22 protein-coding genes are annotated in these 21,508 nt (G+C 46.4%); 13 read left to right on the forward strand and 9 right to left on the reverse strand.

The genetic code is table 11. The features are described 5' to 3' along the window. Positions 1 to 120: 120 nt before the first annotated feature. A complete protein-coding gene (locus IC229_RS32470) occupies positions 121 to 564 on the reverse strand; it encodes an ASCH domain-containing protein (protein ID WP_190892715.1) in 444 nt (147 codons plus the stop codon). A gap of 283 nt (positions 565 to 847) precedes the next feature. After that, positions 848 to 1,120, reverse strand: coding sequence for a hypothetical protein (locus IC229_RS32475; protein ID WP_190892716.1), 273 nt, complete (start codon positions 1,118 to 1,120; stop codon positions 848 to 850). 70 nt (positions 1,121 to 1,190) lie between these two features. On the opposite strand from IC229_RS32475, the gene IC229_RS32480 reads away from it, so the two are divergent. Continuing rightward, positions 1,191 to 1,460, forward strand: a complete 270-nt coding sequence (locus IC229_RS32480; protein WP_190892718.1) for a hypothetical protein — start codon at positions 1,191 to 1,193, stop codon at positions 1,458 to 1,460. Positions 1,461 to 1,598: 138 nt separating this feature from the next. Beyond that, a complete protein-coding gene (locus IC229_RS32485; RefSeq protein WP_190892719.1) occupies positions 1,599 to 1,805 on the forward strand; it encodes a hypothetical protein in 207 nt (68 codons plus the stop codon). Between the two features lie 89 nt (positions 1,806 to 1,894). Here the strand turns inward: IC229_RS32485 and IC229_RS32490 are convergent, their stop codons facing one another. From IC229_RS32490 to IC229_RS32515, 6 genes are all read right to left on the reverse strand, one after another. Further along, positions 1,895 to 2,224, reverse strand: a complete 330-nt coding sequence (locus IC229_RS32490; RefSeq protein WP_190892721.1) for a LytTR family DNA-binding domain-containing protein — start codon at positions 2,222 to 2,224, stop codon at positions 1,895 to 1,897. A gap of 180 nt (positions 2,225 to 2,404) precedes the next feature. Next, positions 2,405 to 2,959 carry a hypothetical protein gene (locus IC229_RS32495; protein WP_190892723.1) on the reverse strand — a complete coding sequence of 185 codons (555 nt, stop codon included), beginning with the start codon at positions 2,957 to 2,959 and terminating at the stop codon, positions 2,405 to 2,407. 91 nt (positions 2,960 to 3,050) lie between these two features. Then, complete coding sequence (gene rimK / locus IC229_RS32500; protein WP_190892725.1) at positions 3,051 to 3,959, reverse strand: 30S ribosomal protein S6--L-glutamate ligase; 909 nt, start codon at positions 3,957 to 3,959, stop codon at positions 3,051 to 3,053. Between the two features lie 54 nt (positions 3,960 to 4,013). Then, entirely contained in the window at positions 4,014 to 4,472 is a 459-nt protein-coding gene (locus IC229_RS32505; RefSeq protein WP_223834340.1) for an ATP-dependent zinc protease family protein, read from the reverse strand. 111 nt (positions 4,473 to 4,583) lie between these two features. Continuing rightward, on the reverse strand, positions 4,584 to 5,723 hold the full coding sequence (locus tag IC229_RS32510) for a DNA polymerase III subunit (RefSeq protein WP_190892727.1): 1,140 nt from the start codon (positions 5,721 to 5,723) through the stop codon (positions 4,584 to 4,586). Positions 5,724 to 5,773: 50 nt separating this feature from the next. Beyond that, on the reverse strand, positions 5,774 to 6,991 hold the full coding sequence (locus tag IC229_RS32515) for a GlmU family protein (RefSeq protein WP_190892729.1): 1,218 nt from the start codon (positions 6,989 to 6,991) through the stop codon (positions 5,774 to 5,776). A gap of 84 nt (positions 6,992 to 7,075) precedes the next feature. Between IC229_RS32515 and IC229_RS32520 the strand changes: the two genes are divergently transcribed. Together IC229_RS32520 and IC229_RS32525 are read left to right on the forward strand one after the other, a co-directional pair. Next, the gene (locus IC229_RS32520; protein ID WP_190892730.1) at positions 7,076 to 8,140 is read left to right on the forward strand and encodes a hypothetical protein; all 1,065 of its coding nucleotides are present in this window, start codon (positions 7,076 to 7,078) and stop codon (positions 8,138 to 8,140) included. 400 nt (positions 8,141 to 8,540) lie between these two features. Beyond that, entirely contained in the window at positions 8,541 to 8,969 is a 429-nt protein-coding gene (locus tag IC229_RS32525) for an RNA polymerase sigma factor (protein WP_394355994.1), read from the forward strand. 85 nt (positions 8,970 to 9,054) lie between these two features. On the opposite strand, the gene IC229_RS32530 is transcribed toward IC229_RS32525, so the two are convergent. Beyond that, the gene (locus IC229_RS32530) at positions 9,055 to 10,920 is read right to left on the reverse strand and encodes a vWA domain-containing protein (RefSeq protein WP_190892734.1); all 1,866 of its coding nucleotides are present in this window, start codon (positions 10,918 to 10,920) and stop codon (positions 9,055 to 9,057) included. Between the two features lie 602 nt (positions 10,921 to 11,522). Here IC229_RS32530 and IC229_RS32535 point away from each other — a divergent pair. The 9 genes from IC229_RS32535 (at position 11,523) to IC229_RS32575 (ending at position 21,499) form a co-directional block, all read left to right on the forward strand. Continuing rightward, positions 11,523 to 12,137, forward strand: coding sequence for a porin family protein (locus tag IC229_RS32535; RefSeq protein ID WP_190892736.1), 615 nt, complete (start codon positions 11,523 to 11,525; stop codon positions 12,135 to 12,137). A gap of 156 nt (positions 12,138 to 12,293) precedes the next feature. Continuing rightward, positions 12,294 to 13,304 carry an aspartate-semialdehyde dehydrogenase gene (locus IC229_RS32540; protein WP_190892744.1) on the forward strand — a complete coding sequence of 337 codons (1,011 nt, stop codon included), beginning with the start codon at positions 12,294 to 12,296 and terminating at the stop codon, positions 13,302 to 13,304. Between the two features lie 87 nt (positions 13,305 to 13,391). Continuing rightward, positions 13,392 to 13,619, forward strand: coding sequence for a hypothetical protein (locus IC229_RS32545; protein ID WP_223834341.1), 228 nt, complete (start codon positions 13,392 to 13,394; stop codon positions 13,617 to 13,619). Positions 13,620 to 13,801: 182 nt separating this feature from the next. After that, positions 13,802 to 14,107 (forward strand): 30S ribosomal protein S10, encoded by a 306-nt coding sequence (gene rpsJ, locus IC229_RS32550; protein ID WP_190892748.1) that lies wholly within the window; start codon positions 13,802 to 13,804, stop codon positions 14,105 to 14,107. Positions 14,108 to 14,307: 200 nt separating this feature from the next. Next, entirely contained in the window at positions 14,308 to 16,365 is a 2,058-nt protein-coding gene (gene mutL, locus IC229_RS32555) for a DNA mismatch repair endonuclease MutL (protein ID WP_190892750.1), read from the forward strand. Positions 16,366 to 16,401: 36 nt separating this feature from the next. Further along, the gene (locus IC229_RS32560) at positions 16,402 to 17,049 is read left to right on the forward strand and encodes a rhomboid family intramembrane serine protease (RefSeq protein WP_190892752.1); all 648 of its coding nucleotides are present in this window, start codon (positions 16,402 to 16,404) and stop codon (positions 17,047 to 17,049) included. 1 nt (position 17,050) lies between these two features. Next, the gene (locus IC229_RS32565) at positions 17,051 to 17,971 is read left to right on the forward strand and encodes a rhomboid family intramembrane serine protease (RefSeq protein ID WP_190892759.1); all 921 of its coding nucleotides are present in this window, start codon (positions 17,051 to 17,053) and stop codon (positions 17,969 to 17,971) included. A gap of 242 nt (positions 17,972 to 18,213) precedes the next feature. Beyond that, positions 18,214 to 20,148 carry a 1-deoxy-D-xylulose-5-phosphate synthase gene (gene dxs, locus IC229_RS32570; RefSeq protein ID WP_190892761.1) on the forward strand — a complete coding sequence of 645 codons (1,935 nt, stop codon included), beginning with the start codon at positions 18,214 to 18,216 and terminating at the stop codon, positions 20,146 to 20,148. A 109-nt stretch (positions 20,149 to 20,257) separates the two neighbouring features. Beyond that, the gene (locus IC229_RS32575; RefSeq protein ID WP_190892763.1) at positions 20,258 to 21,499 is read left to right on the forward strand and encodes an aspartate kinase; all 1,242 of its coding nucleotides are present in this window, start codon (positions 20,258 to 20,260) and stop codon (positions 21,497 to 21,499) included. The last annotated feature ends 9 nt before the right edge of the window (positions 21,500 to 21,508 follow it).

Consider the following 21,508-nt stretch of genomic DNA (forward strand, 5'->3'; position numbering starts at 1 on the left):
TTAACCGCCATTGGCCGGAACTGACATTATTTCGAAATAATGTCAGTTCCGGCCAATGGCGGTTAAGACGCTTGTAACTACGTAGCAGACCTTTTATTCGCTACGTAGTTAATGTTGTAATCACTCGTTATCCAGATTAAATTTCCAGAAACCTAATGAACCTTTGGCGGGGATCGGTACGTCGAATAGGCGAGAATTCTGGAATTCCCAGGCAAAGCGACCATCCGAATAATCGCCGTATAAATACTGTTCATACCAGTTGACGAAATTATCAATATCTTCTCCTTTTTCAGTCAACCAATCTTCCGTACGTTGCGTATCAACCAGATTAACCGTACCCAGAATTTTGCCTAAAGGCAAATTATCTGCCCGAAAACCATGTGCGCTGAGCCTGTTGCGGAATGGCTCCTGTAGACAGAGATTCCGACACCAGGCGGGCATGGTGGACGTAGCATGAATACCTAGTATACCTCGGTAATGGGTATCCCAACTTCGGGTTTCAAATTGTTTTAATCCCAATACAACCAGGGTAGCATAAGGCTGGTAGAGACTAATGACGGTCATTTATGGGGTAGTTCTAGTTAAATAGCGTATTGGTTGGTAAACAGAATCATACATTAAGTGGGTAGCAAGATGCAAAATAACTTAATCATAAAGCCAATTTATGCCCTCTAATTTTTAATATTCTTATTTTGAATAACCTTGTTGTAATGGTTTCTTATACATAATAGACTAATAGTAATGTGATAATAGCTTACGATGTTTCCTGGTTCTATACTAGTTGTTTAAAGAAATGCTATATGAGTATAATTAACTAGTTATGATCATGGTAATATATACGGGACTATTAGTAAGCTGGATTGGAACTCATCTGTTTAGCAATCATTTGCAGTGTTTTTGCCTGTTTGTCAGGTGTCCGAACGTCGAAAGCAAGTTTTTCAATAGAAGCCAGTGGAAATACCCATCCTCGCATTTCCGTACTCCATTCGTTATAGCAGTGAACCGCTTCTTCAAACTCGGCCTCTGTCCATCGGTCGAGGGCATTTAATTGCTGCAAACGCTTTTTCTGACGGCGCTGTATTTCAGCGATTTCCTTAGGTATGGCATCATTCGTATCCATAGGCTGTAATCAATTTGAACCGATTTCGGGTTATTAGGAGCAAAATCGAAGCCAAACTGATTAACCTGTTTTGGACGATACGGATGAGGGTCAGGAGCAGGAGAATAAACGAGCTATGGAAACACAGGTAACCTTAACCATCTGGACTGGTGTTGCCTATGGGGCGGTTAAACGGGTGGTAGTACCCTATATGTATGGGGCCGACATGAAAACAGCGATGGAGGGATACGCCTGCGAGCATGGTTTTACACTTGCGCTTTCGGGCGAAGAAGGTAACGCCGGGCTATACTGGAACGACGAAGGACAACTGGTGAGACTGGCTGTTGAACGTACGGAGTGACCGTTTTTTTTGAAAGTATTGCCTGAAGAACAGATGAGTTCAGATGAATCAGTCACTAACCCATTCTACTTAGGAGAAACCTTTCCGGATATAACGAGTTGATAAGCCACAGAACGTAAACAAAATGCCTTATAACGTATGGAAAACACACCCACACAATTTCAGCCCGGCGATCAGGTAACGCTGCTGGAAGGCAGTTCTCCCATGACCGTTACGGCCGTTAAAGAAGGCGGTCGAATTATTACCTGCGTAAGCAGTAACGAAGATAAACCCACTGAGCAAGATTTCGATGCCACTAAATTGACAAAACTGCACAGTGGGGAACAAACAGGCGCGAATGCTTAAGGTTGTGGCCGGGGCGCCGGTACGGTTATAAAGTTTATAGTTTGTGAGCGCGTCGAACAACTCTATAACTTTATAACCGTAGAACTTTATCACCCCACCATTAATAACTGTTGTCTGAATTCATTCGCACGCCGACGAGCAACGGTTAGCGAACGTTCGCCCGAAAGGCATACTTCCATCATGCCCCCTTTTTGCGGACGGTGTTCAACGATATGCGAAGGATTGACCAGTGTGCCTTTATGAATACGGATAAATTCTGGCAACTGCTCAGCGAAACGTAGCAGCGTTTTTGCGATCAGAATAGGCCGCTCTCCTTTCAAATGGACATACGTATAGTTGCCTTCACTTTCAAAATATTCAATGGATTTAACAGATACCCGACGTTTTCTTTTGATGTCAGCTAATTCAATGGTTTCCATTGCGGTATATAGAGTTTGGTTTTAAGAAGACTTTTGTCGATTGGCTATGCGCTAACCGTAACAAAAGTAGGTACTACAAAACGAGCCCATATCGAGAGTTGATAATAGGCTGATTTGACCTCATAACCGGAACCACTTTGGAGATAACTGGTAAGTCGAAAATAGAGTGAATATATGCCATTATACGTCCCACTCCCTCGGCAGGCCCAATTGACGGGCGTAATGCGCGGGTGCGTTCTGGTGAATCCACCCCAACAACTTGTTCACCTCATCGATAAATTCGATGTAATAATCGGGGTCCAGTTTGACGATTTTTTTCAGAACCTGATCGGTACGTTTGGCGATGTATTCAGCGGCTTTGTCGGTACGGCTGTTATATTTTTGCAGCAGATGCGCGTTGTAGTCGTAGAACGTATTGAGCATATACAGCATCAGCTCTACTTCGCCGTATTTGTCTTTCGTTACTTTCAGATGGCGGCTTATGTACCCGCTGATGGTACGCATATCCATCATAATCCAACCTGCCGAATCCTGCTTCAGGTCAGCCGTCCGGCGGATAAACTGGCGAATCAGCTCACGACGCTCATCAATCGTGCGTTTATGCTCAACCAGCTCGAATTGAAGCCGTTCGGCGAGCACCGCATCTTTGGCAATCAAACGTAGCAACAGCTTATCTTTCTCTACGTCCGGCATTCGGACAATGGCTTTCTTAAGGTCTGAGTCGAGCGCAGGCATTTTTTGAGTGATAAGTGATGAACGATGACCGGGCCGCCGGTGCGGTGATAAATGAAAAGCAAAACTAGTATCATTTATCACTCATCACTCCCTACACCCCCACCGTATCACCTTCGTCGGTTTTAATTTTCTCTTCGATGTAGCCAATAATTTTTTCCGCTACGTCCAGACCCGTTGCCGTTTCAAAACCTTCCAGACCTGGCGATGAGTTGACTTCAAGCACCAGCGGCCCTCGGTCAGAAGGGATCATATCGACGCCAGCTACTTTTAAACCCAGCGCGCGGGCGGCTGCAATAGCCGTTTCTTCCTCAGCCTGACTCAGTTTAATTTCTACCGCATTACCACCCCGATGAATATTTGATCGAAACTCCCCCTCCAACCCCTGTCGTTTTATAGCGCCCACCACTTTACCACCGATGACGAACGCCCGCAAGTCTGACCCTTTAGCTTCAGCGACGAATTCCTGGACCAATACGTTCTTTTTCAGGCCGTAAAACGCTTCGATGGTCGATTTTGCCGCTTTAGCTGTTTCGGCTAGTACCACCCCGATTCCCTGCGTACCTTCCAGTAGTTTGATGACCACCGGCGGACCGCCAACCAGTTTGATAAGCTGCGAAATATCACCGTTTTTAGGGTGGTTCGCAAAGACCGTTTTAGGCAAACCAACGCCCGCTTTCGAAAGCACCTGAAGACTACGTAATTTGTTTCGAGAGCGCGTAATGGCCTGCGATTTGGCCGTTGTGAATACATTCATCATCTCAAACTGACGTACCACGGTACAACCGTAATCGGTTACGGAAACACCAATTCGGGGTATAACGGCATCAATAGAAGCCAGTTCCTGCCCTTCGTAACGTATTGACGGAGAGCCTCCCTCAATCATCACCTGGCAGTGCAGATGATTTATGACAAGACCTTCGTGGCCGCGCCTGGTAATCGCATCCAGAAGCTTTTGTGTCGAATATAAATTCGGATTAGTCGATAGTATCGCGATACGCATAAAACGTCGATAGTCGGCGGTCGATAAGATTTAGTTTGTAGAAGTCGTTGGCCGCTAGGTGACAGATGACCGGCGGCTACTGGCTAGCTTTGCCTGATAAGATAGATTTTTCTGTGATACGTCGACAATGAAGCGATTCTTGAGCAGCTTCCGGCCTAATAGTACTGGGTTTCTGAGGTGTTCGCGATCGGCCAGCGTAAATTCAGCCCGAATGCTACGTCCAAAGAGCACTACCCGTGTTTTGATAACGTAGCGTTTTTCCGATACACCGAACGAATTGCGTATTGTCCGTTGACTGAACTGGTTACTGTAAAACTGATGAACCTGCTCATTGTTCCGCGCAATCACCTGAAAGCTCAACATTGTTTCTCCGCCCGACTTTATTAACTGAACATCCTGACAATGTAACGCCGACGTATAAGCCCCGGTATCGATCTTGGCCTGTACGTCAGACAGGTTCAGATCGGGAAAATCGACAAAATCAGTCATGCCGATAATCTTTTTGGGCTTCATTGGGGAATTGTAAAGTTATAGGGTTATAGGGTTGTAAAGTTGTTTTTTGTCATACTTCCTTCGTCAGGATGACAAAAATGACATCTAATGAACATTGAATCTGTTTCAACTCTACAAGTTCATCTTAATAACCCGGCTAAACGTAAGAGACATATCGAGCATGAGCATTTTGGCGCGCGCGTTACGTTCGAGGTGATACACAGCTTCGTTCAGATTGTTGACAATATATTCGATATGGTTGACAGTGAGTATTTTGGCGAAATTTTTTACGAAGGCCATTTCCTCATCGGGCAGACGTAGCAACGTGCTGGCGCCCTGATTCCAGAGAAATAAATTGCGGTACATCCGAATGCTGTAATCAAGGAGCCCTTTTTGTTTTTCCTTGCTAAAACCATCAAACTGGTCGGCCTGTTTCACCAACGTAATAATATCCTGGCGATAACAGGTTCGCATCCATTCCGCAAACCAGGTATGGTGCTCACCCAAACTGTTATCCTGATTGCTCAATGCGATAGCTTCTGCCAGATTTCCGTCGGCCAGGTACGCATTACGTCGGGCGGTGGTTTCGTCGAGGTTTAGGTACTGGCGCAGATACGTAGCAACTTCTTCGTCAGAAAAAGCCCGCACGGCCACTCGCTGCGTTCGCGACAAAATGGTAATGAGCAGCTTATCCGGCTGATTTGTCACCAGCAGAAACAGCGTTTGGGCAGGCGGCTCTTCCAGCACTTTCAGCAGTGCGTTGGCCGACGAGGTATTCATCAGTTCCGGCAACCAGATAAGCATGATTTTGTAAGCGCCCTCATACGCCTTCAGTGACAACTTTTGCAGGATATTCCGGGCTTCTTCCGCCGAAATATTTCCCTGTTTGTTGTCGGCTCCCATCGTTTCGAGCCATTCGGGTAACGTATGGTACGGATGCTCCAGCAGAAACATACGCCAGTCAGTCAGGTACGCTTCTGAGGTTTTTCCTTTCGCCAGATTTGCAACCGGAAAAACCATGTGCAAATCGGGGTGAACGAGTTTGCGGGTTTTTATGCAGGCCGCACAACGGCCGCAGGAGTCATCTCCCAGACCGCCGGAACGCTGTTTATCTTCACAATTAACGTACTGCGCCAGCGCCAGTGCGAGGGCCAGATTCGCGCTACCTACCGACCCGTCGAACAGCAGCGCGTGCGCCAGATGGTTGGTTTGTACGGCACGTAGCAGTAACTGCTTAGTGTCGTCGTGACCGAGGATTTCGGAGAATTGCATAACGTACTGAGACTCAACGTAGCACGCTGGTCACTAAAAGAGAGAGAAAGCTATAAGTCAAACGACGTAGTACTATCGATGTGGCGAGTACGTTCAAGCGAAAAAATTTCGCGGAGAATGTTTTCTTCAACGCTGTCGAACGGTTTGTCCCGGCGTCTGAATGCTTCGGCGGCCACCTGAAGCGCTTTCTCCAATCGATACGTAGCGAAGCCATCGATGGCACCACCCCACGAAAACGACGAGATGTGTTTAGGCTGAAAACCACTGCCAAAAACATTGGCACTAACGCCCACTACACTTCCCGTATTGAACATGGTGCTGATGCCTGCTTTGGTGAAATCGCCAATCATCAGTCCACAGAAAATTCGTCCTGTATCTTCAAGTCGGCCCGTCGCGTAGGAGTGAAGCTTTACGTTGGTATAATCGTTTTTCAGGTTCGAGTTATTCACATTAGCCCCCAGATTACACCATTCGCCGATAACCGAATTGCCCAGAAAACCATCGTGGCCCTTGTTGCTGTAACCAAAGAAAACGGAATTCCCGACCTCGCCACCCACTTTACAGTATGGGCCAATTGACGTATTGTTCCGCATTTTGCCACCCCAATTCACTGTTGAACCTTCGCCCAGCGAGAACGGCCCAATCATAATCGTGCCTTCGCTGATGGTCGCGTTCTTGCCAATGTAAATGGGGCCTCCTTCAGCGTTCAGTATGGCAGCTCGGATAGTAGCGCCTTCTTCAACAAAAATGTTTTCGGGAGCGTAGCAACGGGTAAAAGGGTCTGTAATTGGCTGCGATTTACGGCCCGCCGTGATACGTGCAAAATCACTACGTATCTGATCGCCGTTATTGACGAAAATGTCCCACGGATGCAGAATAAGTGTCAGTGATTCGGTAAATGTCTGAAAATCATAAGTATCGTCAATAGTGGGTGCCTTTTGTAACGGGTTTTCGCTACGTATAGCCAGCACAAGTCCATCGGATGTAAGTAAACCAGCATTCGTCGACAACGTAGTAATAGCGTCGATGAGGCCAGGAGTGGGGCAAACGGCACCATTTACGTATACATTATCGTTTCCGGCCTGTTGCGGAAATTTGGCCTGTAAATACGATTCGGTCAGGTAAGACGGTTGCTGATTCAGCATAGCGGCCCATTTTTCGGCCAGCGTCTGAATGCCGACGCGAACACCTGCCACCGGTCGGGTGAAGGTAAAGGGCAACAGCGCCGTTCGGATAATCGGGTCGTCGAATAGAATCAGATTTGACATGACAGGAGCGATTATATCTGCTGGCAAATATCTGACCTTAATCGCGAAAAAAAGAACGTAGCGAACAGTTACTTTTACGAAAATATGGCCCCTTTGTCAATTGATGCTGTTATTCAACGTATCGCCCAGCTTCAGGACGAATCGGGACTGTTCGCGTCGTTTCGGAGCAATCGCTCGCTACGTTATCGCCGGGCGGATACCAACGTATTTTTTACGGCCATCACCGTTTTTACGCTGCAAAATCTGCGCTACGTCGTCTCTCCGCAAAGTCAGCAATTGATCGACCAAATTCGGGAACGTGCTACGTTGGCTTATCCGATGTTTCGGAATAAAGATGGCTTGCAGACGTATAATTTCTGGCCTACACGCCCATCCCGCCATTTTCCCAACGGCCGTATTTTCGGGCGATTCGAGCACTTTCGCATTCCCGATGATATTGACGATACGTCAATGGTGTATCTGACAACCATTCCGTTACGTTCAGAACAGCTTTGGTTGAAAGACAAACTCGCCCAGCACGCCAATGGCAGTCAGTCCCAGCGTATCGTCAATACCTATCCTGAGTATCGGAATTTGAAGGCCTACTCGACCTGGTTTGGCAAAAACATGGGAGTTGATTTCGATGCCTGCGCACTGAGTAACATCCTCTATTCTATTTATTCGTATGATTTGCCTCGTAATCAGCATGATACCGATTCGCTGACGTACCTGCGTTCGGTGGTGGAGTCGGGGCGATACGTAGCAGAACCGTTCAACTGTGCCCCGCATTACGCCCGAACGTCGCTCATTATCTACCACTTGTCGCGGTTGATGGCGGCCTTTTCTCCTTCTGAACTCAAACCGATACTTGACCAACTGCGTAGTGATGCACAAAAGCTTTTACAGAACGCCCAGAACCGAGTTGAGCAATTATTACTGGCAACCTCTTTGTTACGTCTCGGGAAAACCGCCCCAACTATAGATTTAGAACGTATCGAGGCCGATTTTACTACGTTCCATTTTTTCATTGCGGGCCTGTTGACGGCCTACGAATACCCGCTGCTACGTCGCTTTGCCGACCGGCCTGTTACGCAGATGCGCTGGCACTGCGAAGCCCATTGCTGGGCGTTGGTAGCGGAGTATCTGTCGCTACGTAGTGATTGTAAATAAGCGTATTGATGACGTATCGACTCTCTGAATTAGCTGAATTCGGATCTTGGTCATAGTGCTTTTTGGAGGGTGTTAATCACTGAAAATCAATGTTTTTTTTTGAAATGTAGATACTTGATTGTTACCTTATCAGAATATAATATTACTAAAAAAGAATTAAGACGCCGTTTAATATATTTACGATATGTTAACTACTTGAATTTATTCTAAATAGATAATATAAATATTTAAAAACTTAGTTTTGTAAACTTATCTTTTATATAAAATCCTTAACTGATCCATGAAGCGTGTTTTAACCGACGAAGAGGTTATACAGCAGTATTATCATACAAAGCCTGATCATTGCTTTGAATCACTTTACAATCGTTACGTCAGCAAAGTTTACCGGCGCTGCCTATCTATGACGAACGATTCATCTCAGGCTGAGGATTTTACACAAGATATTTTTCTAAAAGTTTTCCATAAACTGGAAGGCTTCCAGCAACGGTCCAGTTTTTCGACCTGGCTCTACTCGATTGCCTACAATTACTGCTCAGATCAGCTTCGGCAAGCCAAAAAAGTCCGTTTTGATTCAATTGAAGATGATTATGAATACGACGAATCGGAAACGGAAGCCTCTCTCCTGCACGATGATACCATACAACTCGTGAGACTGGCCATGAGTAAATTATCGGATGACGAGCGGAATATGCTACAACTTAAATACGAAGATGGCCTGAGCGTCGATGAAATTTCGGACATATACAATTTAAAACCCAGCGCGATAAAAATGCGTCTGAAGCGAAGCCGCGATAAAATACAGCAAATGTGTAGTCAGGTCAGCGTATAGATAGTAGCTTTAAAACCGAATTATTCTTACCCCTTCGACAAAATATCCAACAAGATAATAACTCGAAAGCCTACAGGCTCCATCGCTATTCTTTATCTTCGTCGACTACCTCGCCAGATGAAGTTAACCCGGAAGCCGTCTTCACTAACCGCACAAATTCGCTCCGATATCCTTCTGAATCGTCCGTAAGAGCGCCTTTCGCCAGTTTCACAACCTGTCCATAGCCTGCAGATCCTTTGTACGAGGACTCACTTAGTAGTAACCCAAATTCAGCTACCGCGGCCGCAAACCGGAAATCAGCCGTTACCCGATTGAACGGTACCGTCTGCGTTTTAACGATGTGTTGAAGCTGTTGACTAACCGAATCAGCTGGTTGTTTATAGCGGACTTTGAGCGTTACCAATTCACCCGACTGGGTAGACACTTTGGTGTCAATAAACGTCTGGTATTTTAACGAGTCCGTTTTTGGGAGATAACGGCTTTTCGTGCCGGCTGGAATCAGTTCGTAAATGGCTGTTACACTGTGACCTGCACCGAGATCGCCCGCGTCTTTTTGATCGTTTTTAAAATCTTCGTTTGCTAATCGTCGGTTTTCGTAACCTAATAAACGGTAAGCCTGTACATAAGCCGGATTAAACTCCAGTTGTAGTTTTACATCTTTGGCTACCGTAAAAAGTGTACCTCCGAATTCATTAATGAACACTTTGCGTGCCTCGGGCAGATTGTCAATGTAAGCATAATTACCATTTCCCTTATCGGCCAGTGTTTCCAACCGGTCATCTTTCAGGTTTCCCATGCCAAAGCCCAAGACACTGAGAAAAATCCCTTTTTTTCGTTCCTGTTCGATCAGGCGTTGTAGTTCACCTTCACCTGAAAGACCTACGTTGAAATCCCCATCTGTAGCCAGAATCACCCTATTATTTCCGTTAGTTATCCAGTTATCCTTGGCCACTTTGTAGGCTAGTTCAATACCCGCTCCTCCAGCTGTAGAACCGCCAGCATGCAATTGATTGATCGCGTCTTTAATACGTTGTGGCTGATTTCCAGACGTTGGCGGCAGTACTAACCCAGCCGCACCAGCATACACAACAATGGCCACCCGATCTACGGGACGTAGCTGATCGACGAGTAGGTTGAGAGAGGCTTGTACCAGTGGTAGTTTATTCGCTGCATTCATCGAACCCGATACGTCCAGCAGGAAAACCAGATTCGATGGCGGAAGCTTGTCGTTTTTGACCCGACGCGCCTGAAGTCCGACACGTAGCAGTTGCAGACCCGAATTCCACGGTGATTCAGTCAGCTCGGTTGTTATTGACAACGGTGTTTCGCCGGCGGGTTGTGGATACTGGTAGCTGAAGTAATTGATCATCTCCTCCAGCCGAACGGCATCTTTCGGCGGACGTTGTCCGTTGTTGAGCAGTCGGCGAATATTACTGTAGGAGGCACGGTCTACATCGGCGGAGAACGTAGTAACAGGTTGCTGGCGAACGTTTTGAAAGCCAGTCTCTTCTGTGGCTTTATAACTTTCTGTAGACGGGTTGGGCTGGGGGTAGGATCTCGGTTGAGGTGCCATTGTAGCGACGCTACCCGTAATACTTCGTTTGTTTTTTGTAGCGTATCCTGTCACAACAACTTCGCTTAAAACCTTAGTGTCGGGAGCCAGTGCTACGTTGATCGTTTGCTGATTATTAATGGCAATTTCCTGCGTTACGTATCCAACTGAGCTAAATACCAATTGCGTGGCACCTGTAGGAACATCAATTGAGTACTTGCCATTTACGTCACTGGTGGTTCCTCTGTTTATGCCTTTAATCGACACAAGGGCACCCGGAATAGGATTGTTAGTGGATTTTTCGGTTACTATCCCCGTAATGATTCGAACCTGATCGGATTGGGCGTTGGCGCTGATGAACAAACAGAGCAGCATCCACTTTATAACGAAAGTTTTCATGTGTAATGGAATTTAGGATAGCCTACGTCTCTGAATTTGTGGATACAACCTGTTTACACAAGGGATGAAATGTCTCATGTAATTCCATAAGGGCTTTATGCAAATTTGGTATTCTTGAGCATTTTTTTGTCGTTTAGATTCAATTAATACTAAAAATAGTACATTTTGAATTACTGCCGAATTTCGATGAGACGTAAAATTTGACGTAAGTAACTCAATAGGGTAGGGGTAAAAGCAAGAGGAGCATTACAGATCAATTGATACGCTGGTTAACTACCCCAATGGATGAAAGGAACGTAACAAATGGACAGAATCACCGTCGAAATCGTTTAAATATCTTTTGAAGTTATACTCAATATTTAAGTTGTAACATGCCTTTATATATACTCATTTTTGTACTTTTCTTCTAAACTCATCACTATTTACGTATATACTTTTCTTTTTTTATTTTTAAATTAAATCTTTGATAATCAGAGTAATGAAAATGAAATTTCTTTAATATTTAAATTTTTTTAAGCCATTTTTTCATAATAAGAGTTTCATTTTCTGATTTCGGTACGTTCGCCGGAATACGTCCATTATTCACTTAATAATCTCTCGTTATGAAAACAATTGCATTTATTACGTTGCTCATTGCCAGTGTTACGTCTTACGCCCAGGTACGTACTGGAATCACAGCCGCTGGCTCAGTTGCCAATTTTGCTTACAGAGACAGAACGGGTGGCGATCCGAGTGAATCCATTATCGGCTTTCAGGCTGGCTTGATGTTCGATGCCCCACTGGGCGGTAGTATATCGCTACGTCCGCAGATTCTTTATGCGCTGAAAGGTGCTAAACAACGTATCGGTAGTGCAGAAGCGCTAATTAATCTGAATTACATCGAAGTGCCGGTTCAGTTTGTTTATGGCCTTGATGCAGGAGCCGGAAAACTAAACCTCGGACTGGGCCCTTACCTTGGATATGCCTTCGGCGGCAATGTTACAACTAAAATAGGGAGTAGTTCAAACAAGGAAAAAATGACCTTTGGTTCTGCTCAGGATCAGCTTCGGCAACTGGATTTAGGTTTGCGTGCTTCGGTAGGCTATGAATTGCCATCAGGTTTAGAAATTTCGGGCTTTTTCTCCCCCGGCCTGCTGAATATCAGTAATTATACAAACGGGGCCATTCTAAATACGGGTGGTGGACTTTCACTAGGTTACTGGCTGGGTCGTCGATAAGGCGTTCAATCAGCCGTTCAACTCGTTACGTTGCAACGCCCATCGGCTACTGTCGATGGGCGTTGTGTTTTCTAACATTTTAGGAATCAAGTGACTCAGCGTCGAAAATTTGCCGTACCTTTGTGGCCAATTTCACAAAAATCAGTTAAAATAAGTATGAAAATCGCAGTCGTTGGAGCCACGGGCCTGGTCGGTGGCGAAATCCTGAAAGTTCTCGAAGAACGGAACTTCCCTGTTTCTGAACTCATTCCAGTCGCTTCGGAGCGGTCGGTTGGTAAACAGGTGGAGTTTAAGGGTAAGTCATACACGGTCGTTAGTTTCGAGGATGCCATTGCGGCTAAACCCGCCATTGCGATTTTTTCGGCTGGTGGTAGTACATCGCTGGCACTTGCCCCAAAATTTGCTGAAGCGGGGATTGTTGTAGTCGATAATTCGTCGGCCTGGCGGATGGACCCAACCAAAAAACTGGTGGTTCCTGAAGTGAATGCGGACGTATTGACCGCCGACGATAAAATCATTGCCAATCCCAACTGCTCAACCATTCAGATGGTGGTGGCGCTGAAACCACTGCACGACCGATATAAAATCAAACGTGTCGTTGTATCAACGTATCAATCGGTAACGGGTACAGGCAAAGCCGCTGTTGATCAGTTGTTTGCCGAACGTAACGGCGATAAAGACGCGCCGAAAGTATACCCGCACCCGATCGACCTGAACGTACTGCCCCACATTGACGTATTCCTCGACAATGGTTACACCAAAGAGGAGATGAAAATGGTCAATGAGACTAAGAAAATTATGGGTGATGATTCGATTCAGGTAACGGCCACTACGGTACGTATCCCCACCATCGGCGGGCACTCTGAAGCGGTGAACATCGAGTTCGAAGAGGAATACGAATTGAGCGACGTAGTGAACATCCTCAGTAACACCGAAGGCGTTATCGTTCAGGACGACCCACAAAACAAAATTTACCCAATGCCATTAACGGCCCACGGTAAAGACGAAGTTTTTGTCGGTCGTATCCGTCGCGACGAGAGCCAGCCTAAAACGGTGAACATGTGGATTGTGGCTGATAACCTCCGCAAAGGAGCTGCTACCAACGCCGTTCAGATCGCCGAATATCTCTTAAAGCACGAATTGGTAGAAACAGGCACCCTTGTGTAATACAGATTGGGGCATAGAACGTAACTACAGATTCAGGATTTTCTTAACGTAGCCATTACTATGTTTTCGAGTAAAGACTATTCGATAATGACACTTGACGAATTAGTGTCAGAAGAGAAAAAATTGAAATCGCAAAAAGTTACAATTGCTGTGTTCATCGGCTTTTTAGTTGGCGTTGCTGTTTATGCGGCTACACATAAAGGTTTTGTCCTTCCTGTTATTTTATTGATTTCTTCTTTTCTGATTGGGTCCAGATATTCACAAAGCCTGAAGGGCATACAGGCGGAAATAAGCCGCAGGAATACTGCTCTTTAATTAGCCTTGCTGTACCACATATGAAGTAGGTTGTATGCTCGTGATGATCTGATAAGTACACATCATATAGCCTGCTTCATATATTTTTAAATAAAAAAGCGTACCTTTGCGCTCCAATTCAGGCCCGACCGGAGTATATGGTTCTTTCGGCGGGCTATAATCACCTAACGAACCACAACAGAATGAGCCAGAAAATCCGTATTAAACTGAAGTCGTTCGACCACACGCTGGTTGATAAGTCGGCTGAGAAAATTGTGAAAGCCGTCAAATCGACGGGCGCCATCGTAAGCGGCCCAATCCCTCTGCCAACCAACAAAGAAATTTACACCGTACTGCGGTCGCCCCACGTCAACAAGAAGGCACGGGAACAGTTCCAACTGTGCACCTACAAGCGCCTTGTTGATATCTACAGCAGCAGTGCCAAAACGGTAGACGCTCTGATGAAGCTTGAACTTCCCAGTGGTGTTGACGTAGAGATCAAAGTCTAACGCTATAGTAGTCTATTGAGGCATGAGATGCCGCAAGCACGGAACGTATCGGTTCGGGCTTGCGGCATTTGTATTTCCGAACGTAACGCGCCCAAACCTTTCATCCTTTTCTCCAAAGTCGGGGCACAAATTCAGGATTAAAGTTGTATATTTATAGTAAAGGCTACGTTGAATACTTGTAGCTAATACTCAGGTTCGTTATGCTAAACGTCATTCAACTCCTACCCGATTCGATTGCTAATCAGATTGCTGCTGGCGAAGTCGTTCAACGACCCGCGTCGGTGGTGAAGGAGTTACTCGAAAATTCGGTTGACGCCAAAGCCAAATCAATTCAGGTAATTGTTCGGGAAGCGGGCCGAAATCTGATTCAGATTATCGACGATGGTCTGGGTATGAGCGAAACGGATGCCCGCATGAGTTTCGAACGACACGCTACGTCTAAAATCCGTTCGTCCGACGATTTATTCCGCATCAAAACGATGGGATTCCGGGGCGAAGCGCTGGCGTCTATTGCGGCTGTAGCGCAAGTCGAAATGCGTACCCGACGGGCGGGAGACGAACTTGGTACGTTAGTCCGGATTGAAGGGTCAGACATTAAAGCACAGGAGGCCATTTCCTGTTTGCCCGGCACTAATCTGCTGATTAAAAACCTGTTTTTCAACGTACCGGCCCGGCGTAATTTCCTGAAATCGAACTCAGTTGAGATGCGTCATATTCTGGACGAATTTCAACGGGTAGCCCTGGCGAATCCAGAGGTAGCGTTTTCACTTTTTCACAACGATCAGGAAATCTATAACCTACCCGCCGGAAAACTCAGCCGACGTATCGTCGATATGTTTGGTAAGAGTTACCGTGAGCAGTTGAATTTCTGCGAAGAAACAACGCCTTACGTAACCGTTCATGGCTACATCGGTAAGCCCGAATCAGCCCGAAAGGCACGTAACGAACAGTTCTTCTTTGTGAATAACCGCTTCATTAAGCACAATTACCTGCATCACGCCGTCATTGGTGCTTATGAAGGTACGTTACCCGAAGGTAGTCATCCGTTCTACGTGCTGTTTATCGAGATCGACCCCTCGCACATCGACATCAACATTCACCCCACAAAAACGGAAATAAAATTCGATGACGAGCGTTCGGTCTATGCTATCATGATGGCCGCCGTTCGTAAGGCCGTTGGACTGTATAATCTAGCCCCTTCTCTTGATTTCGATTCGGACGTTAATTTCCTGACGGGTGTTAAACCGGGGATGGTTAAGCCAGCTAATGATACGTCTACTCAGACAAACATTGTTGTTAAGTCGGGTGCTTCGGAACGTAGCGCGGTCCGGCCCGTCTCTGCTTCCTGGGCATCAGGTAGTACGCAGCCGAGCAGTGCTCCAACTCCGCTACGTAACAGTGCTTTAGATAAAGCGGCCGGAAGCAGTTTCGATTTGACGCCCAAAACGGAGAAAGCCGAACCCAAACCATCAGCCAATAATTGGCAGATTATCAAAGAAAGTAATCGTGACGCTGATACGTCTAAAGGTTCGACCGAGAAAGGGGATGAAGACGGCGATTGGTTGGGGCCTGTAAAAATACCTACAGAACATACGGAGCCAGCAGCTGATAATGAACCCATTACGTTAGGAAGTAGAGCTAATAAACTTCTTTCGGAACAGGCATCGAACGATCAGGGACCGTTGGTGGTACTGGAAGAAGGTAATATTGTGCAGCTGCATAACCGGTATCTTATGGCTCCGATACGTTCGGGTATGCTGCTGGTCGATCAGCGACGAGCCTACGAACGGGTTTTGTACGATCAGTTCCACGCATCTTTAACGAAACGTAACGGGGCATCGCAGCAGCTTTTATTTCCTAAAACCATTACGTTGATGCCCGTCGATTTTCAACTGGCCATCGACCTGCGCGACGACCTGATTAACCTAGGTTTCGAATTTGACGAGCTGGGGGCCAATACGTTTGTGATTCGGGGTGTACCGACGCTGACAACGGGTGAAAATGAAGAAGAGTTATTTGCCAATTTGCTGGCCCAGCTACGTGCGGATACGGGTCGGCTGAAATTAGATAAAATTGAATCGATGGCGCGGTCGTTATCCCGTCGGTCATCGATGCGCCATACCACTCGATTGAGTGCAACGGAATGTAAAGCGCTTATTGAGCAAGTCCTGGCATCAACCAACCCCAGCTACACGCCAACTGGCGAACCTGTTATGGTTGTTTTGACGTTGGATAAAATTGCTGCGCTTTTTCGCTAATCATTCCGTTATTTCGCTTAAATTAGTTTGTAAACGATGTTCAATTTAACTCCGGTAGTTCGCATACTATTAATAATAAACGTATTGGTGTATATGGTTACGAATGAGGCAATTATCCAGCAATTTGGATTGCACTCGTTTGTAGCGGCCCAGTTCAATCCAATTCAGATTCTGACCCACATGTTTCTGCATGGCGGGCTAAATCACATTTTCAGCAATATGATTGGGCTAATCGTGTTCGGCCCCATGTTGGAAAGCTATTGGGGCCCAAAACGATTTACGTTTTTTTACTTATTTACCGGAATCGGAGCTGCTTTTTTGTATGGTGGAATAAACTATTATGAAATGCAGCGCGTATATGAGTTATATAGAGACGAGTTTGGAGGCACTTTTGCCCAATTTGCGACCCAATATGACCAGCCCATGGTTGGCGCATCGGGCGCGATTTTTGGGGTAATTATGGGGTATGGATTATTGTTTCCAAACACTCAACTATTTTTATTGTTTCCACCTATACCGGTGAAAGCGAAATACCTCGTTATTTTTTACGCGGCTTTTGAGCTTTACTCGGGCGTATATCGGGCACAGGCCGACAATGTCGCTCACTTTGCTCATATCGGCGGCATGTTGTTTGCATTTATACTGGTGAAATACTGGGGGTCACAGGGAAAAACATTATATTAGAATGAGCGGGTTGTTTGATGATTTCCGAAGCGAATTCAGTAAGCCCAACAATACGTTGGTGCAGCTAATATTGGTCAATGTGGTCATATTTCTGGTGCTTTTGATCGGCAGAGTGAGCCTGAGCATTGCGCAGAACGACGAAATCTATGGCTTTGTGCGAGCGCAGCTTATGCTGCCTGGTAATCTGACAGGTTTTTTGCACAAGCCCTGGACGCTGTTCACCTACTTCTTCACGCATGACGAGATTTTTCATATTCTCTATAACATGCTGTTTTTATACTGGTTCGGCCGCCTGATCGATGAGTATCTGGGTAGCCGTCGGTTAATCGGTTTGTACATTACGGGTGGCATGGCTGGTGGATTGCTGTATCTGGCGATGTATAATCTGGTGCCATTCTTCCAAAATCACGCTGATACTGCCCGGATGCTGGGCGCTTCTGCAGCCGCTTTTTCGGTAGCGGTCGGGGCTGCTACGTTACTTCCGAACTATACATTCCACCTGTTGTTTTTTGGCCCGGTACGTATCAAATACATCGTTTTCTTCTTTATTATCTTATCAATAGCACAATCAGCAGGCGCCAATGCGGGTGGGAATCTGGCACATTTGGGAGGAGCGATTATGGGTTTCTGCTACGTTAAATTGCTTCAGAATGGCACCGATCTTGGCCGCCCTCTCTATTGGCTGGCCGATGGCTGGAGTAACTTGTTAAAACCAAAGCCTGCTATTAAAGTATCATATCGACAACGTAGTAGTGCTAATGCGCCGACGAACACTTATGCGTCAACGGCAGGCTCATCCACCATGTCGACGCCGGATCAGGACGAAATTGATACCATTCTGGATAAGATTTCGCGGTCTGGTTATGAAAGCCTTACCCGTGAAGAAAAGCAAAAACTTTTTCGTGCTAGCCAGCGCAATTAACGTATCGAACACTTTTTGTGTGAAAAATGGCTTTGGTCATTCGTTTTTTGCAAAATAAATTCCCCTAAAAATCTAATTCTGTATTACGTTCGTATGTATTGCGCGGCATGAAGACTTGGATTTTTTATAATAGCGAAAAAAAATGGTAGCTTCGTGTCCAAAATAAGATGGGAGAATCACCAAAAAAATCATTGTATTTTGTACGCGTCTAGTTGTAAGACAGGTGCTTACCAGTTACCATTATGCTGATTACCCCCGGCAGTCTACTTGCCACCATTAACACCCCTGACGACCTTCGTAAACTCGATAAATCCCTATTACCTCAGCTAGCCGATGAACTGCGTCAATTTATCATTGACGACGTATCGGTGTATGGCGGTCATTTTGGGGCCAGTCTGGGCGTTGTTGAGTTAACTGTTGCGCTTCACTACGTTTTCAATACACCTGATGATCAACTTGTTTGGGACGTAGGCCACCAAGCGTACGGACACAAAATTCTAACTGGTCGCCGGGAAAAATTTCACACAAACCGATTCTACAAAGGTTTATCCGGTTTCCCCAAGCGGAAAGAAAGCGAATACGATGCGTTTGGCGTGGGCCATTCCTCTACGTCGATTTCTGCCGCGCTGGGTATGGCGGTGGCCTCCCAACTTCAGGGAAACACCCAGCGTAGCCATATTGCCGTTATTGGCGATGGTGCGATGACGGCGGGCGAAGCCTTCGAAGGTATGAACCATGCGGGTGCCACCGATAGCAATTTGCTGATTGTCCTGAACGACAACTGCATGAGTATCGATCCCAACGTAGGGGCGTTACGTGAATATCTGACTGATATTACTACTTCGCAGACGTATAATAAAGTCAAAGATGAGGTTTGGAATCTGCTCGGAAAAATGAGCAAATTCGGGAAGAGCGCACAGGAGATTGTCTCGAAAATTGAATCCGGCATTAAATCGTCGGTGCTTGATCAGAGCAACCTGTTTGAGTCGCTTCACCTACGTTATTTTGGGCCGATTGATGGTCACGATATTGACCATCTGGTAAGTGTTTTGGCTGACTTGAAGCAAATTCCCGGCCCCAAATTATTACACGTACTGACCGTAAAAGGGAAAGGATACGGTCCGGCGGAAAAAGATCAGACCAAATGGCACGCGCCTGGTCTGTTCGACAAAGTTACTGGAGTCATTACCAAGAAAACCTACGATTCGCCACAGCCGCCTAAGTATCAGGACGTATTTGGTAATACGTTAGTTGAGCTGGCTGAGCAGAATCCACGTATCGTGGGTGTTACGCCAGCTATGCCGTCGGGTTCGTCGATGAACATCATGATGAAAGCCATGCCTAAACGGGCTTTCGATGTGGGTATTGCCGAACAACACGCCGTTACGTTCTCGGCGGGTATGGCGACGCAGGGCGGAGTAGTTTTCTGCAATATTTATTCAACCTTTATGCAGCGGGCGTATGACCAGGTCATTCACGACGTTTGCATTCAGGAATTGCCAGTGATTTTCTGCCTCGACCGGGCAGGTTTTGCCGGTGCCGACGGCCCTACGCACCACGGAGCCTACGATTTAGCCTTTATGCGCTGTATTCCGAACATGATTGTAGCAGCTCCGATGAACGAGCAGGAACTACGTAACATGATGTTCACGGCGCAATCGGACGAGGTACAGCAGGGCAAACGGGCTTTCACGATACGTTACCCGCGTGGTGAAGGCGTGATGCCGAACTGGCGTACTCCGCTCGAAAAGCAGGTTATTGGTAAAGGCCGTATGGTCAGCGATGGCGAGAACGTAGCGATTCTGACGATTGGGCATATTGGTAATTACGCCGTTGAAGCTATTGAGCAGTTGGCTGGAGAAGGGATTCGTCCGGCGCATTTTGATATGCGCTACGTTAAACCGCTCGACGAAGAATTGCTTCATCAGATTTTCACTCGTTTCGACCGTGTTCTGACAGTAGAGGATGGGTGCCTGATGGGTGGTTTTGGTAGCGCCGTACTCGAATTCATGGCGGACCATAACTATACAGCCTGTGTGAAACGACTGGGTATTCCCGACGCGGTTATTGAGCATGGCGAACAGATTCAGCTTCACCGGGAATGTAGTTTTGATCCAGATGGTATTGCGAAGGCCGTTCGTGAACTTTTATTCACAGGCAGGGCAATAGCGATTTAGTTGTAAAAGAGTAGATTCAAAGAGCAAAAGTGCGAATGAGTGAAAGAGCGAATCATCCGACGGGCGCTTTTTCACTCATTCGCACTTTCGCTCTTTATCTTTGCGGATTATGAACGTTTTTAAATTCGGGGGAGCCTCCGTAAAAGATGCTGCGGGGATTCGGAACGTAGCGGAAATTATACGAACGCAGGCAAAAAATACGCTGCTGGTTGTTTCGGCTATGGGAAAAACAACCAACCTGCTGGAAGACCTTGTTCGGGCCTATGTTTATCAACTCGGCGATGTTCAGAAGCGATTAGAGCGCTACGTCCGGTATTCTCACGACGTAGTAATGAACGAGCTAGGCGGTGATTTTAGCCTCGTTCAGCAAACGTTCGACCAATTAGGATATGATCTTGACCAGCGGCCCACTGGTACGTTCGATGAAATTTACGATCGAATTGTGGCCCTGGGCGAAGTCGTATCTACCCAAATACTTGCCGCTTATTTAACGCACATTGGCGTGCCAGTACGTTGGCTCGATGCCCGACAGGTTATCTGTGCCGACACTACGTTTCGGGAAGGACGTATCGACTGGGAAAAGACGAAGCAACGTATCAGTGAAGATGTGGCGTGTGAGGGTGTTACGTTAACGCAGGGATTTATTGGTCAAACCTCCGATGGGCGGACTATTACGTTAGGTCGCGACGGTTCTGATTACTCAGCTTCCATTTTTGCGCATTGTCTCAACGCTGAACACGTAACGATCTGGAAGGACGTACCGGGCGTGCTCAACGCCGATCCTAAATGGTTCGATGAAACGGTGTTGCTCGATAAATTAACGTATCAGGACGCTATTGAACTGTCGTATTACGGTGCTACGGTAATTCACCCGAAAACTATCAAGCCACTACAGAACAAAGAGATCCCACTCTACGTCCGCTCGTTCATCAAACCCGACGCGCCCGGTACGGTCATCGGTAACTTCAAGCTGAATCTGCCAATTCCTTCGTTTATTTTCAAGATAAATCAATTACTGATTTCCCTGCATCCAAACGATTTTTCGTTCATTGCCGAAGATAATCTGAGCCGAATTTTTGCCCGATTTGCACAGGTTGGCGTTCGCATCAATCTCATGCAGAATACCGCTATTAGTTTCTCGGTGGTGGTCGATACTAACCCCGACCGTATTCCGGCACTATTGGAATTGCTAAAGCAGGATTTTCGGGTAACGTACAACGAAGGGGTCGAATTGATTACCATTCGCCATTACGACCAGCAAACCATAGATCGAGTGCTTATTAACAAAAACCTGTTGCTGGAACAGAAAAGCCGCTATACGGTACAGCTTGTGGTACGTGAAGTGGCATAAATTTTAAAG

It is taken from the genome of Spirosoma profusum, assembly GCF_014699005.1.
In the GTDB taxonomy this organism is placed as follows: domain Bacteria; phylum Bacteroidota; class Bacteroidia; order Cytophagales; family Spirosomataceae; genus Spirosoma; species Spirosoma profusum.